The sequence below is a fragment of the Gammaproteobacteria bacterium genome, assembly GCA_041395725.1.
Lineage (GTDB): Bacteria > Pseudomonadota > Gammaproteobacteria > Pseudomonadales > Pseudohongiellaceae > NORP240.
On sequence record JAWKZW010000001.1, the window covers coordinates 559,300 to 574,773 of the forward strand.

Annotated in this window: 5 protein-coding genes and 4 pseudogenes; 4 read left to right on the forward strand and 5 right to left on the reverse strand. The window is 48.7% G+C overall.

From position 1 onward, the window contains the following. Positions 1 to 11 precede the first annotated feature (11 nt). From R3F50_02435 to R3F50_02445, 3 genes and pseudogenes are all read right to left on the reverse strand, one after another. A pseudogene (locus R3F50_02435) lies at positions 12 to 191 on the reverse strand (IS110 family transposase). Between the two features lie 369 nt (positions 192 to 560). Continuing rightward, positions 561 to 4,943 (reverse strand): RHS repeat-associated core domain-containing protein, encoded by a 4,383-nt coding sequence (locus tag R3F50_02440; GenBank protein MEZ5489160.1) that lies wholly within the window; start codon positions 4,941 to 4,943, stop codon positions 561 to 563. A 98-nt stretch (positions 4,944 to 5,041) separates the two neighbouring features. Then, positions 5,042 to 8,179 (reverse strand): hypothetical protein, encoded by a 3,138-nt coding sequence (locus tag R3F50_02445; protein MEZ5489161.1) that lies wholly within the window; start codon positions 8,177 to 8,179, stop codon positions 5,042 to 5,044. Between the two features lie 1,098 nt (positions 8,180 to 9,277). Here R3F50_02445 and R3F50_02450 point away from each other — a divergent pair. Together R3F50_02450 and R3F50_02455 are read left to right on the forward strand one after the other, a co-directional pair. Then, a complete protein-coding gene (locus tag R3F50_02450; protein ID MEZ5489162.1) occupies positions 9,278 to 9,544 on the forward strand; it encodes a hypothetical protein in 267 nt (88 codons plus the stop codon). A gap of 296 nt (positions 9,545 to 9,840) precedes the next feature. Further along, on the forward strand, positions 9,841 to 11,388 hold the full coding sequence (locus R3F50_02455) for a Fic family protein (GenBank protein ID MEZ5489163.1): 1,548 nt from the start codon (positions 9,841 to 9,843) through the stop codon (positions 11,386 to 11,388). Between the two features lie 32 nt (positions 11,389 to 11,420). Here the strand turns inward: R3F50_02455 and R3F50_02460 are convergent. Then, positions 11,421 to 11,591: pseudogene (locus R3F50_02460) on the reverse strand (IS256 family transposase). Positions 11,592 to 12,187: 596 nt separating this feature from the next. On the opposite strand from R3F50_02460, the pseudogene R3F50_02465 reads away from it, so the two are divergent. Then, a pseudogene (locus R3F50_02465) lies at positions 12,188 to 12,376 on the forward strand (IS5/IS1182 family transposase). Positions 12,377 to 12,387: 11 nt separating this feature from the next. Next, positions 12,388 to 12,836: pseudogene (locus R3F50_02470) on the forward strand (restriction endonuclease). A gap of 105 nt (positions 12,837 to 12,941) precedes the next feature. Here the strand turns inward: R3F50_02470 and R3F50_02475 are convergent. Next, on the reverse strand, positions 12,942 to 15,470 hold the full coding sequence (locus R3F50_02475) for a S8 family peptidase (GenBank protein MEZ5489164.1): 2,529 nt from the start codon (positions 15,468 to 15,470) through the stop codon (positions 12,942 to 12,944). Between the last annotated feature and the right edge of the window lie 4 nt (positions 15,471 to 15,474).

Genomic DNA, 15,474 nt, shown 5'->3' on the forward strand with positions numbered 1-15,474 from the left:
CAATTCAACAGCCTCGGGGCGACTAGGCCATATTCGGAAAGAAGTCCTCTAATCTGATTGCCCTTGGCAGTACGGTGGGACTTCAGCTCAGAGAGCACCCGGTGTAGGGCTTGAATATCTTGCTGCTCAATAGTCTTGGCCTGAACAAATCGCATGTTGGGGCGGCTCATGGCTTCGCAGATTGCTTCCGCATATGAACCACAGATACTTTAGAAATAAATCGCCTCGGGTTTACCAAAAGTTCTATTTCTTGAAAGGATAGACCTTTTGGTAAACCCAGGGAGATTCAATATTTATCCTTTATATTATTCTAAGCACCAGGACTAAAAGCCCACCGACAAGCAAATGAAAAAAAAACAAAAATGGGCTAATGCTTGGATTCTCCGCATTTTTGACATCAGAAACAAGTGCAACTATAAGTGAAACTGGAGGAATTAAAATGGAGGTCAAATAAAACCCATTTGTAAACCTACCCTTTTTTTTTGCAAGGCAAATAGAACCCCAGCAAAAAAGACCATACGTAAGTACAAATATGAAATAGTAAATATTCAACTAAATTTCTACCTGTTTTGACATGATACAAGTACGCATGTAGTGGTCGATCCTAGTCCTACTACTTTCGTAACAACAAACAAATTCTTAATAGTAAGTTTAGCTATCTGCTTTGCTACTTCTCGTTCAATGCTTTCAGCACCTCTCTTCAAGCCATTTTCAATTGCTTTTTCAGGCAGAAAATCGAGAAAAAACTCTGTAATGCATTCTATTTCACAGCTATAGCAACCATAAATTACTTTAAGTTTATTTCTGTAACCATTCAGCTTTTGCACAGGATCAAATCCATTTTCCTTCCTAAACCAGAACCTAAATTGATTTAGGAACGCCGCATTGAACTGAGCAGGATTTTGACCATCTTGATCAACAAATAGTTTAGGGTTGTTTAGTGCGTAGACATAAGTGTTAATTCCTCCACCTAAGCCAATAGGATCACTTTCCACGTACCTTCCCACGCTCGGATCATAATCCCTAAAGTAGTTATAGTGTAGGCCAGTTTCACTGTCACTGTACTGCCCCGGAAACCGTATCTCGTTCTCGATAGTGGCAGTGACTTCTTCGACTTCACCAAACGGGTAGTAGACGCCATCCCAGACAGTTTGCTGGGTGTCGTCCGTAATCTTTTGCGGCGTTCCCAAGTGATCATTGTGAACAAAATAGGTCTCTTCGTCCTGTGTACCTGTGTCATCAACAATTGCAACCTGTTGACCGTTGACGTAGATGTACTCTCTCAGTGTAGTGCCAGTAGCCGCATCAATCTCCGCAATCACCTGCCCTGCTTGATCATAGATAAAGTGAACAGCTGCATTCGGGTCCCCGTTCACAGTTTTGACCACACGTTGTCCTTGCGCATTGTGCAAATTCTGAACCTGAGCCGGGCCCAATCCTCCACCTAAATCACAGGGATTAGGCCTGGTAACGGTCGTTGCAGAAAGTGCCATCTCCAGATCATCCAGGTCGCTACACAGGATCTCTGTATTACCTGTCAAATCGACAGTCGCAAGATTGGTGAGCACTTCTAACCCAGTCACATCGACAATGTCGCTGTTGGAACAATCCAGGGCGGTGACTTCATCCGTTGTTGACCAGCCGTTTACCGCCGCTTCTCCTATGACACACGCTTCGAGATTAGGATCAGGAAAATCCTGTTCATTGAGTAGATCCAAGGATTCTCCAGTACCAACACTGGTAAAGAGGTAAAGTTGACCAAACCCTCCATCAGCACCGAATGCACCAATGGCTATCTGTCCAACTGGAGTGATGGCAAGACCCTGGCCGAAACTCACATTGGCAAGTGGACTAGGATTATCAATGACCTTGATCAGACTACCATCGCTGCCGTTGAAGACAAACACACGACCCGAGTTGTCCGCACCTGCATCGTCATTTACTGAGCCGACTACCACATGGCCCTGCGGTGTACCTGCGACTGTGGCAGCAAATTGGCCATTGGTATCGGCCAGTGGATTGGCGACCGACCAACGCAGTGACCCATCAAGGCTGTCATGGACGAACACACTGCCGTCATCCAATGCATTGTTGTCCAAGAAGCGTGCACTGATGATTATGTCATCAAGCGCTGATGTAGCCACAGCACTGCCGTAGTCGTCGAAATCAGCCGGACTGGGATTGTCTATGGTTAACAGAGCTATGCCTCCAAGTTCTGAGACCAGGTGGACCGCTCCAGCATCCGTTAAAGTGATCGGACCAACGATGACATCCTGTTTCGGTGCACCAATCACAATGTCACCGAACGACGTGGTGGCAATGGCTTTACCGAACTCCCCGTTAGTATCGCCTGATCCGTTAGTCAGGGTTTGCGACAGCGTGCCCTGGTCATCGTAGACATAGACTGCCCCTCCTCCAGCTTCCTGGTAAGCGCCTACAATCAGACTGCCAATACTGGTTGTGGCCAGTGAGTAACCGTAGCGATCATCCGCGGTGGGTGATGGATTGGCGAACGTCTGAAGCAGCACACCACTTGAACCACTGAACAGGTATACAGCCCCTGCGGGTATGCCGCCGACTTCATCATTCCAGGCACCGACAACAATATCGCCATTAGGTGTCGATGCTACTGACCAGCCAAAATAGTCCGACCCAGTCGGGCTTGGGTTTTGAATTTCCAGTAGTGCATTGCCGTTGGTGCCATCAATCAGGTACACGCTGCCGTCATAAGAATCAGTACCCGGGTTGTAGGTAACCGCACTGGTTATAATATCTCCCACAGGTGTACTGGCCGCCGCAAAGCTGAACAGGTTTGTTGCGGGCTTTCCGGGATTGAGTACGTTAAAAACCTGTTCGCCCTCACCCAAACAGGAGGAAGGGTGGGTTATCACCCCAGCGCCAAGCACCCCATCAAGATCACCCAGTTGGCTACACTCAAGCGAGATGTTTCCGGACAAGTCTAATGAAGTGAGGTTGGTAAGCCCAGAGAGCTCATTCAGTAAGGTGATGGCATTGTTGGTCAACGACAAACTGGTCAGGTTGCTGAAGTTAGCCAGACCTGTCAGATTGGTCACACCTTGTCCGTTACAGCTTAAACTGGTGACATCGGCAGGTGCAGTCCAACTATTCGCAGAGCCGGCTGCGTCCAGGCAAGCGCCTAGGGCTGGATCTACAACGTAGGCCGACAAATTAGCCGACACTTCCACTGTCGCAAATGTGCAGCCAGGCACTGCGCAATGATTCACTGTGTCAGTGAAATATTGTGAGCCACCCTTATCTACTCGGAATCGGTAGTTACCTGGTAACAGAGAGAGGAGCGCCTCGCCATTTGAGTCTGTAACGGCGGATTTATTGACATAGGTCGATCCATCGAAGGCGTAGACGTTCAATCCTTGCTCAACACCACCCGCATTATTGGTCACACTGACAACCACCGATTCAGGGACATCATAAGTCACTGCCGTACAGCCCGGCGCGGTACAGTGATTCACATCGTCGGTGAAGAACTGGGTGCCGTTCTTGTCGATTCGGAAACGATAGTCGCCGGGAAGCAATGTAAATTGGGCTTCTCCGTTGACGTCTGTTACTGCGGATTTATTGGCATAGGTCGAGCCATCAAAAGCATACACATTGAGCCCTTCTTCGACCCCACCTCCGCTACTGGTGACTGTTACCGTAACCGATTCAGGCACTTCGTAGGCCACTGCGGTACACCCTGGGGCGGTACAGTGATTTACCGTGTCGGTGAAGAATTGCGTGCCATTCTTGTCGATGCGGAAGCGATAATCGCCGGGTAACAGCGTGAACACGGCTTCCCCGTAGACATCGGTTACTGCGGATTTATTGACATAGGTTGAGCCATCGAAGGCATACACAGTGAGCCCCGCTTCGAATCCATCACCACTGCTGGTAACGGTGACCGTTACCGACTCTGGGATCTCGTAGCTTATGTCGGTACAACCTGGCACCGAACAGTGATTGACTGCATCGGTAAAAAACTGGGTGCCATTCTTATCAATACGAAACCGGTAGCCACCAGCAAGTAGCGTGAACACCGCGTCACCATTCGCATCGGTGATTGCACTCTTATTGACATAGGTGCTGCCATCAAAGGCGTACACATTCAATCCGGCTTCGGCGGAGCCGCTACTACTGGTGACATTCACAGTCACCTGCGCAGGCATTTGAAAGCTGACACTGTTGCAGCCGGGCACTGAACAGTGGTTTGCGGTATCAGTAAAATATTCCGTCCCACTTTTATCGATGCGAAACCGGTAATCGCCAGGTAATAGGGTAAATTCCGCCTCACCGTTAACATCAGTCACCGCTGACTTATTGACGTAGGTTGTGCCATCGAAGGCATACACAGTGAGCCCCTGCTCTGGCCCGCCGGCGCCAGTTACCGTAACGGTGACTGATTCCGGGACTTCATAAGTAATGGCCGTGCAGCCGGGAATCGAACAATGGTTTGTCGGGGAGGTAAAGAACTGCGTGCCGTTCTTGTCAATACGAAAGCGGTAGTCATCAGAAAGCAACTGAAAGGTTGCGACGCCATTGGCATCGGTGACAGCGGACTTGCTGGCATAAGTCGTTCCGGTGAAGGCATAGACATTGAGGCCGCTTTCAAATCCACCGGCACTGCTGGACACGGTGACTTCAACCGCACGAGGGACTTCTACAGAAACAGAGGTACAGGCCGGTACTGAGCAGTGATTGTTCGCCCCGCTGAAATACTGTGTGCCGCTTTTATCGACACGAAGCCGGTAATCACCGTCGGCGAGGGTAAACTGTGCATTCCCACTGGCGTCTGTTACCGCCGAATTGCCAGTATAGGTGGTGTTATCAAAGGCATAGACATTAAGGCCTGAAAGGTTATTGCCCAGATCATCCTGAACATTCACTTGAACGCTGGTTTGAGCCATTGCTTGACTGGTCGCTGCCAAAGTAAACAGCACTACGGTTAAAGTATATTGGAATAGCGAGAGAAAGTTCTCACTAATTCTTTTACATCGGCGAGGCAAAAACCTGGAAAACCCCATGACTATTGCCCTCCCTGAGGAGTGGCCTGAATCAGGCGATTCTGATCGTTGTATTGAAAGTTAAAACCGGTGTCGCTGCCGCGGTCATCGCCGATGATATTGCCGTTGTTGTCGTACTGAAACGTTCTCAAGTCGCCATCGACATCCACCGAGAGTAGCCGGTTGCTGGCGGTGTCATAGGTGTAGGTTTCCGTTGTGGTGGACCCGTCTTTTGTCACTGAGAGTGAGAGGCGGTTACCGACTTCGTCATAGCTATAGCCCTGCAATCCGTATTGCCCGTCGGCGGAGATCAAGCGATTGAGCTGATCGTAGTTAAAGGCCTGCGTTCGCGTCGGATCGACGGCATCGACGATGTCAGTGATGTTGTCTATAGCATTTTGCGTATAGGTCAGGTCCAGGACATCCGGATTAACTGCATTGCTGTCTTCAACAACGAGTCCCGCAATGCGGTAGTCCTGGTCGATTGAGAGATTGAGCTCCAGGTCGTTGCCATAATCCAGTGATTGCATTGGGCCGAAAGGGAGATAGCTGACATTTTCAGCAATAGTCTCCGAAAGTGCGCCACCATTCTGTTGTGTTGTTACAGTTTCAACCCGACCCAGAACATCCAACTGATGATTGACAACCCGCCCGCTGGGGTACGTTGTCTGTATCATAATGTCGGCCAGGTCATAGGCGTAGGCGGTTGTGTAAGCATTCCCTTGAATAGTCACCGAAGCCTGCAGTTGGTTACCCCGATGGTCATAGACGTAGCTAGTACTGCCGGTTTGGTCGGTGAGCTGAGTAAGCCGTCCGACTCCGTATCCAGCTGCAGGCTGATCGTAGGTGTAAGCGATATCCTCAGACGGGGTGGCTGGATAAGTAACCGCCGCCAGTCGATTCAGGGCATCATAGCTGAAGTTGGTGACAACACCTCGTGCATCGGTCTGGCTACCCTGATTCCCTGCGTCGTCAAAAGTGTAGATGGTGATTCCCGTGTCCGGGCTATCAAGCTGAATCAGATTGTTTAGACCATCATAGGTATAGGTTGTTGCGAGGCCGCGCTGATCAGTAACCGAGATCAGGTTGTCTCTGGCGTCATAACCGTAATCGCTGTCATTCAAGTCTGCATCAGTCACGGTGACCAGGCGATTTAGGGCATCGAATGCTTGTATCGTGCTTTGGTTGATGCCGAGCGGGTCCAGCGCCATGGTGGTCTGGTTACCATTGTCATCGTAGGCCATTTGCGACAACTGATTGGCTCCGCCAATAGCTTGATAAATACGGCTCAGCTCGTCATAGACCTGGGTCTGGGTGCGAGTTATGGTGCTGGTGCCATCTCTGGTGGTTTCCGCCGTAATATTGCCCGCATCATCCAGCGAGTATTCCTGGCGTTCATTCAGGTTGTTGCTGATGGCAGTCAGGCGATGTGCCGAATCGTATTCGTAGTCCAAGTACGCGCCGTTGGGTAGCGTCACTCGGGTAAGTTGCCCGACGTTGTCGTATTGGTAGGTTGTGGTGGCATCGTTGCTACCAACGGGGTCAACTACCGTGCTGGATAGCAACCACCCTCGCGGGTGATAGGTCATCTGTGTGGTGACCGTGTTACTGTCGATCAGGGTCAGTGGTAAGCCGCGGGCATTGTAGCTAGTGATTTGGGTAACCTGCCCCAACGGATTGGTGATCGTGGCGACATAGCCTTCTGGCGTGTAGGTATACGTAGTGACATCGTTGATGTCGGTTCGAGGACCGTCTACCGTTTCAACGAGGAACTGGCCATTGGCTCCCTGGGCATAATAGGTATAGGTCCAGGTACGGGTGCGCCCGTTGGTGGAATACGGTACCGATTGGGTCGTGGTATCGGTTTCGGTTCGGGTTAACAGATTGCCGTTACTGTCATAGGTCATGTCTGTTGTGCGTCCTGGCTCGACGATCTGAGTGGGCAAGCGTAGGTCCGGGTGCCAGGTAGTGGTGATGGTTCGTTCTTCCGATGTGCCCACCGCTTCTGTACGGCTAATCTCGAGGCCTCGAATATCATGAACATAGTTAGTAACATTGCCGTTGAAATCTGTCTGACTGGCGCGATAGCCGTTGGTGTCGTAGGTACGCGACAGATTCGCAGCTGGGAAATAGCCCGACGGTGATGCCGCTCGGGAAATCTGACTGATCAAGTCATTCGAGAGCAGCGTAAAGACCGACTCTAATCCCAAGTCGTTCGTTTCCGTGCGAGTGTTTGCTACCCAGTCATAGTCGATCTCGAAGCGTGAGACTCCCGCACCAAGTTCGGTAACAGTGGCCCAACCGCTGTCATCGTATTCATAGTGAGAATACAAATCCCCGTTTTCATCATAGATATCGGTAATCCCATCGGGGAATCGCACATCGTTATATTGGAATTCACGATAAGGATTGTCGTTGGGATCTCCCGGCGTCTCATCAGGATAAACAATCGTAGCAATCAATCCGCGAGTCGTATGCGTATAGCGATAGTCGTGTCCATCTGGATCAGTGATTCGAGTGACCAGCGCGGGATCATTAACGTCTTCGTAAAAAAACTGTAGCGTGTGCCCGAAATCGTCGGCAATAGTGGACAACAGAGCCGTGTTGACCGGGTCATAGGTCAGCGTATGAGAAAGACCGCTAGGGGCAGTGATCTGAAGCAGCTTCCCATCGAGACTGTAAATCTCGCGCTCATTGGCCGCGTTGATTGCTTCCCAGCCGGGTGCTAGTGGATGTGACACATCCAGGCGTGAAATCTTAGTCTTATAGGCATTCTGTGGCTCATAAGCGCCGATGTTATAAAAATAGATTTCTTGCTCACCGTCATAGCGGTAAAGATTAATGACCTGTGGCGTATCATTCGGATCGATATTGTCCTTTTCAAAGCTGGCCACCAAGTAGCGATCGTAGTAGTTACGCCACTTGCGCTGTGCATTACCAGTGTAGGTTGTCAGCAGCTCCTGAGGGTCAGTGGGAATCTCCGCACCGTATCGCCGAAACCCTGAAGTATTGTTTGGTGCAGATTCGGTATACAGCGTTTCTGTCGGGCCACCCGTTGTTGGGAAATCTGGATCAGTGTCCAAGCCATGGCTGGTACGGTTCTTATTGCCAAAACTGTTGTAGCGCCATTCGATGCGTAGCGGGAATGCCCCTGAGCCCATGTAATCCACTTCAGTGCGGTACTTGTGACCATTAACTAAATTAATCGGATTATCACCACACTCATCTTCACATTGATCCGGCGGTTCAGGACATTGTCCCCCAGGTCCAATCGGTGTCTTGCCATCAGGGCAATAATTATCGCAACTCGGGCCTCCGTCTCCTAGATACTGCGCAACAGTTTGCCATTGTGATGGAGGAAGAAAGAGATTTTGCCGAAATTCTTTTGGGGATTCACAGTAACGTGGGTTCGATGCATTGATGGGAATCGGGGTAGCCGGCGGCGTCGTACCAATTGTCGCTGGACAACGTTCGACGATTATTTCAATGTTGCACTGATAGCTATCCACATCTAGTTGCGTGACACTGCCAAAGCCATATTTCGGTGTACCGTCGGGACATTTAGCTAACTGATCCGCGTCTGTAATCATGAATTCGCAGACTGTTTCGATATCGAATCCTTCCGCAACGACATATCCACCATTGGGTCTTACCCAGAAACGTCCGGATTCTTGGGCGGTAAGGAGTGTTGAATATGCCAAGGAAAGAAAAACAACGGCTGATTGCAGGCAATATATGGCGATGCCACGGGTAGGCGAAAAAGGCACGATAACCTCCGTACTCTTATTTTTTTTCAGTTTTTATTGGATAGATTGTGCGGAGGTGACCAATAAATGGTCAGGGTGTAGCCCTTGCCTTCCCACAATGTTCGTAGCCCGAATTTAGCGGGATCTTGTAGGCCTGTCTAGCACATTTTAGTGTCGAATGGTTTACGAGTAGCTGCCTTGTAATAGATTATCCTACTTTTACTAGCCGCTCATTTTGATATTACTTTTCTGTGAAAAACCCGTTGAATTCGCCCTCCTCTACGACATTATTACGACAATAATATGCCGATCTTGTGAATGTTCAAAGCAACAGCTGTTAAACGTTAGTGCTTTGCCTTTTTCTCCGAGTCCTTGTGGCTAAAGCCGTTTATTTTTAATCCAAATTGAAGCAATGGGGCTTCTGGTCTTCTACAGATTGGAGTTGGTTTTCAAAAACTGTGCTCTTACTTCCGCTTCACCCGTTGCGTCAGGGCCGAACCGGCGGCCGACTTCGTGGCTTTGGAGGCCTTGGGATTTCGTAAAGTCCTGGATGCGGCAGATGCAGCCTTCTTTCCAGTAACTTCACTACTCTTTCGCTGGGTCAAAGCTGAACCTGCTGCTGATTTTGCGGCTTTGGATGCTTTCGGATTTCGCAATGTGCGCGCCGCTGCAGAAGCCGTTTTCTTACCTGTCTTTTCATTTTCCCCGGCCATGATTGATACCTCCTTTAGGTTCTTTCAGCCATGTATATGCGCTCATATTTTTTATGGAGCTTCATGACAAACTATACCCTTTTATACTGTATGTATTATCAGTATATTGCAGTGCGGACCCCGTTTTGTTCCGGGGGACAATTTGCTTCCTGGGTTGCACCGTAAACCGTCCTGTCATCCGGGGCCTGTCAGGAACAATGGAGCTTCTGACCATCTGATATGCCTATTTTCTACTTTATTGGGAGTTCAATATGGCTTTTCGACATTCATGATTGATTTTCGACATTTTTGAATTTATAGTGTTTTTCGACATTATTCTGCTAATTGGTATATTTTTCGATATTAGTGATAGAAATTCGACAAGTGAGAGAAAAATCAAATACACCTGAATATTTCCAATATGAACAAATCCCTCCGGATACCACTCTGGCAGGCTGGGCAGCGCTTGTAAAAAGTTACGGCGTAGATGTTCCCCTGCGCCAATTCTCCTCTGTCTCGAACAGGCACGTCAGGGGCAACAAGAAAAAAGACGGAAATTGGGAGACATTTGACAAGCGCTATAAGCCTGAAGACTCATTAGAAGGCCATCTGAATTTTGCCTTTCGGCATGAAGTTATCGACCTTCTTGTAATGAAACGGGTATTCGAAGCTCTGCCTCAGAAGGATGTGGCCAGTTTCATCGTCTCAACGCCAACAGGCTCAGTCGCGAGACGTGTCTGGTTCTTTTACGAATTTCTGACCGGCATTGAATTGGAAATCAAAGATTCCGAGATGGTGACGGCTGTTGATGCCCTTGAAGCGGATAAATATTTCACACTCAAGGGAAAACTTTCCCAACGCCATCGTGTACGGAACAATTTACTCGGCCCCAAAGATTTTTGCCCGATCATTCGCAAAACAGAAGAGTTGAATGAGCACATTTCATTACGTCTGGATAAAAAGGCACAGGAAACAATCGGCAAAATAGGCTCACAGGTTATCGCCCGAGCAGCAAACTTTATGCTGCTTGCGGACAGCAAAGCCAGTTTCGAGATAGAAGGCGAAAGGCCGCCAAAAAATAAACTGGAACGCTGGGGCCGTGCTGTACTTGAAGCCGGCAAACGCCCCTTGAACCAGACAGAAATATACAGACTACACCAATTGTTAATCGGTGATGATCGCTTTACGGAGATCGGTTATCGCTCCGAAGGGGTATTCCTGGGCGAACGCGACCAGAATCATGATCCCATACCGGAATTTATCGGTGCCCGACATGAAGATGTGCAGGACCTCATGTTTGGATTGAATGAATGTAATGATTCGCTGAGAAGATCCGCTCTCGATCCAGTTCTTCAAGCAACCGCTATTGCATTCGGGTTTGTATATATACACCCTCTGGCCGATGGAAATGGCAGATTACATCGCTGCCTGATACATCATGTTCTGGCAGAAAGACAATTTACACCGCCAGGAATGGTTTTCCCGGTATCCTCGGTCATGCAGGACCGGATTGATGATTATCGGGAGACATTACAATGTCATTCATCGCCACTCATGGACTATATTGATTGGCGTCCGCTTCCCAATCGAAATGTCGAGGTGACTAATGATACGGCAGACCTCTATCGGTATTTTGACTGCACGCACAACGCTGAGTTTCTTTATGAGTGTGTGCGCAGGACCGTCGAGAAAGACCTGCCACGCGAAATCGAATACCTCAAATGTCACGATGAAGCGATGTGGCTGATTTCCGAATTTATCGAAATGCCTGATCGGTTAGCTCAGGATTTAATCATGTTCATACGCCAGAATAACGGTAAGCTTTCAAAACGGCGTCGGGAGAAAGAATTCGAAAAATTGACTGATAAAGAAGTTACAAGATTAGAGGAAATTGTTAGGGCTGTTTTTGAAAATTTTGAGACCGTAGATTGAGACTGGAAATCTTCTGTGTAAATGGCGGTTGGTCATAGCAATGCTCTGTCGCCAAACAGAATCATAAACATAAACTGGCTCATCGCCTTTTCCCAATCCCGAATCGGCATCGTTCACTTCTTGGCAATATTGTGTAGTGCCAGATAAAGCACTTTCAGCACAGCCTCGTCATTTGGGAACGAACGCCTTGCCTTGGTCACCCTTGTATCTTCCTACCTCTGCATGCTCAATAAAGAATATCCATTACCGCTTCACACCGGGCAAGTATAGCCTGATACATTGCATCCAAATCTTCGATTACTGGAACGGTCGTTTTTTCCTTGTCATGACCTCTTGGATCAATCCAGAAATATGCTACTTCCGGGCCTTTGCTTAGTGCGAAGTGAAACGGGCTTGTAGATCTATGCACGACCTCGTTTCGATAGTGAAACACACGATAAATTAGACCTTCCTCCGAGTGCGGGTCTACCGGCATAGTGCTGCGTTGTGTACTAACGCTCAACTTTTCAATTAGCTTTAGCAGTGATAATTCGGACTCCAGCTCCGAAAGGGCTCGAACCACAACCGAAACTGACACTAAATCTACGGCGATATTCAGGCCTTCTTCTCATTAACAAGTTGTGCGAGATACTCGCAAGCTTCTGCCAGATGGAAGAAAAACTCCTGTGCTAACTGTTGTCGTAACTTGGCGTTAGCGGAAAGCTGATTGCTGTCAATCAAGACTTCCAAATCGTCTAGCAGCCTGTTGAAAAAGTCATAATCCGTTAAAATACTGCAAACTAACAACAGAGTCATTCCAATGCGTGGTCATAGCGAGCCTCAGTCCTCATTGTTCAGTTACGTAGACCTAGAAAGTCGCATCCCCAAGCAGCATCCAATTCGCAAAATCCGTCAGATCATTGATCAGGCATTAATAGATCTGGAACCTGAATTCGATGCCATGTATGCGGAGGCCGGTAGGCCATCAATCCCTCCTGAACAAGAGATTGGCATGAAACGCTTTACCATTTTCTAATTGAGGAGATGACGCCGTATGCATTTGAATGTCTGACCCAGCGCCTGTTGCGTGAATCAAGTTTATTCATGTTGAAGTAACTGGGCGCACCGGTGATGGCGAAATTGATGGAAAAGGGATCGCTCGCATCAATGGACTCATGAGTTTCCATATTGCTTTTCAGTGTAAAAAATAAAAAGGATCCGTCAGCTCATCGGATATTCGTGACTTCCGTGGAGCCACTGTGGATCGCGCCGACCGTGGTATGCTCATCACCACTGGTAATTTTACCAAATCAGCGATAGAAGAAACCAACCGCGATGGCGCAGCATCAAACGACCTGGTCGACAGCGATCAACTCGCGGATAAGCTAAAGGAACTGGCCCTTGGAACAAAAAGGGAGCAGGTAGAGAAAGCTACCTTCGAACCGGAGTGGTTCTTGAGCCTCAAGTGAAAATCTTTTGATTGCTACCTGTTGGGGTAATGGGACAAATTGATCCGACGAGATGGAAACACCGAAAACCTTTTTTTGACTTTACCCCACACAAGATTTTCAGCACTACACACCGACCTCCACCTCAGTTTCTACAATACTTTCAATCACTGAATAGATGTCGACGCTCTCATCAGGCACATCAATACTTACAATAAGGCTGAAACGAACGGAATTTTGCCATCGATCCAACGCAGTCCGATATTTCCACCACCCACCAACAGGATAAACCGCTATTGTGTGCATATCAGCAAGCGAAGCTGCCGATCCGGTCCAGGTATCAGAATGAAGAGAACCACGAGTGCGCAGTTGAGCTCCGAGCTTCCAGCCTTCGCTCTCACCTTCCGGACCACTGTAGTCTTCCGTTTCATCATTTGCCATTTGATTAATAAAGGCTCTGAAATTATCCAACGTTTGCCCCGGTCGAATTACTTCAAAGCGTAATCCATGCGATTGGTAGCTATACCGCTTCCGATATCCCCTTCGCCCAGGGTTAGGCTCAATGAAATAGGACAGTGTCACCCTGAGCTTGACCTCCAATTCCGGAGGAAGTTGTTGCAGCGCCTCAATTGGCCACGGCAACTGATAGAGCTGCATTTCGTACAGCTTGGGATCTACTGATGCACTGACATCAGCCCCTTTGAAAAAGGGTTGCAACTCATCTTGTGCAATGAGCGTTAGGGCATGATTTGCACTGTAACGGGCGCGCTCGATATCCGGTACACCATGCCCGACTGTCCGCAACATGATCTCTTTCGCCAATTTCGGACTGTGTTGGTCATACAGAAGCCCGAACCTTTCGGACATGCGCTGTGTCCACTCAGCTGAATGCACAATCAGGGCACGAATTGTTTCTGGCCAATAGCCTGGGTACTCAGCCATCAGGATTGCAGCTTGTCGGGAAACCAAAGCACAAGAGGCACTCGTGTCTCCATTGGTTTCAAAAAGTTGTCCAGCTGTTTTTCCAGAGGTTGTTAGAAGGGACACTACATCGGCATCGGTTACTTCAGTAGCATCTGGAGAAAGAAGACGATTACCACCTTCCTCAACAACATCAGGCTTATAAGGAGCATGTTTCCTCCAGCCCCAACTGACGGCAGAGCGTGAAGACGGCGCAACATCGCCAAACTCCGCAAGAGGCGACCAACCATCGAAGCTGGCATCATCATTCGTCGTTCTTTCTGTAAATGCTCCCACGGTCAGAGCATTCCATGACTGGGCGGGATCTTCTATTTGTGCCAAATGCACTTGGTCCCAATAGTCTGGCTGGGGTGAAACATTGGCATTGTTACCCGCAGAGATAACAAACAATCTCGATTCAGCCTCTCCCAATGCGAATGAAAAATCATCGATCTCGGCAGACCAAGAAGAGGGTTGCCCTCCCAGCGCCTCAGGTTCAGAGGTGATCGCCAGAGAATAAACACGCTTCCAATCTGGTCTATCAACAGCGAGTTTTTCCGCTGTGCCAACGGTAATAGCACCATAAAGTTCGGGATCGTGGTTGCCTGTTGGAGGAAGAATGCGGGCAGACTCGATTCGATGATCTACTGCAATTAGATCGTGACTCATTAAGGCATCGTACAGGTCACCAAAGACTGCCAAACCTGCTTGCTTCGAACCATGGTCATTATAGGGCGCTAAAGGGTTTGTCGGATCGTGGTTATCATATCTAGGCCACGTAGGATCCCATCGTTCCGCACTTTCCTCGTTGCAGAAATTCCCGATCAATGGGTGATTGTAATTGACTCCGGTATCAAGAATGGTAATGGCGGTAGAGCTGACACCATTGATTTGCACGCGCCTATTGAGATTTTCTGTCCATTGTTGCTGTTCCTTCGGAGAAGACCTGAGCAAGACATTTGGCGTCTCCTTCGCCCGCCTGAGCTCTTCGAGATTTGCGATCAATTCCGGAGCGCGTGAAAGTTGTCTGGATGATGCTCTAATTAAAACAACCACACTATCGAAGAACGTAGTGGATGTATTTCCCAGCTTCGCATTGAGACGCTCAGCGAGTTGATGGGAAATATGAAGTGGATCCTCTGCGTTAGGCTGTTTCTTCAGCCACATTTCCCACCAAACAACTTGGTCCTCGTCCTGTGGAAAAAGACCACTCGCATCCGTCCAGAACGACTGCAGGTCAGCTAGTTTTATTTCGGAAATGCTGTCAACGAGATTGTGATTTCTTGGACCACCTTTACCATCTTTACCAGGATCGAGGTACTGTTCTAGTTTGCTCTGGAATACACCACGTCTAGACTCTGGCACAAACACGACAGCAACCTCATGGTCATCCACCTTACGGCATAAACGAAGTTTAAAGTCCCTAGAGGTATCAAGACTGTCGAGCGGTAGCTCGCAATCTGGCATTCCGATGATTTCTACATATATACCGACATCTTCAGTAATTGGAGGCTCAGCCTGGGCTCGTCGGGCATCATAACCTTGCATAATGCCGGCATATTGCCCGGATATGGATTGGCCATGCTGATGCCGGTCTTGTAGTGGAATGATCGGGTTTCGACCCCGCCTTCGTGAACTAAAGTCCTCGCGGTCTGCGAAGCCTTCGATAAGGATGTGCGGCTTCCTATCCGGCATTCTG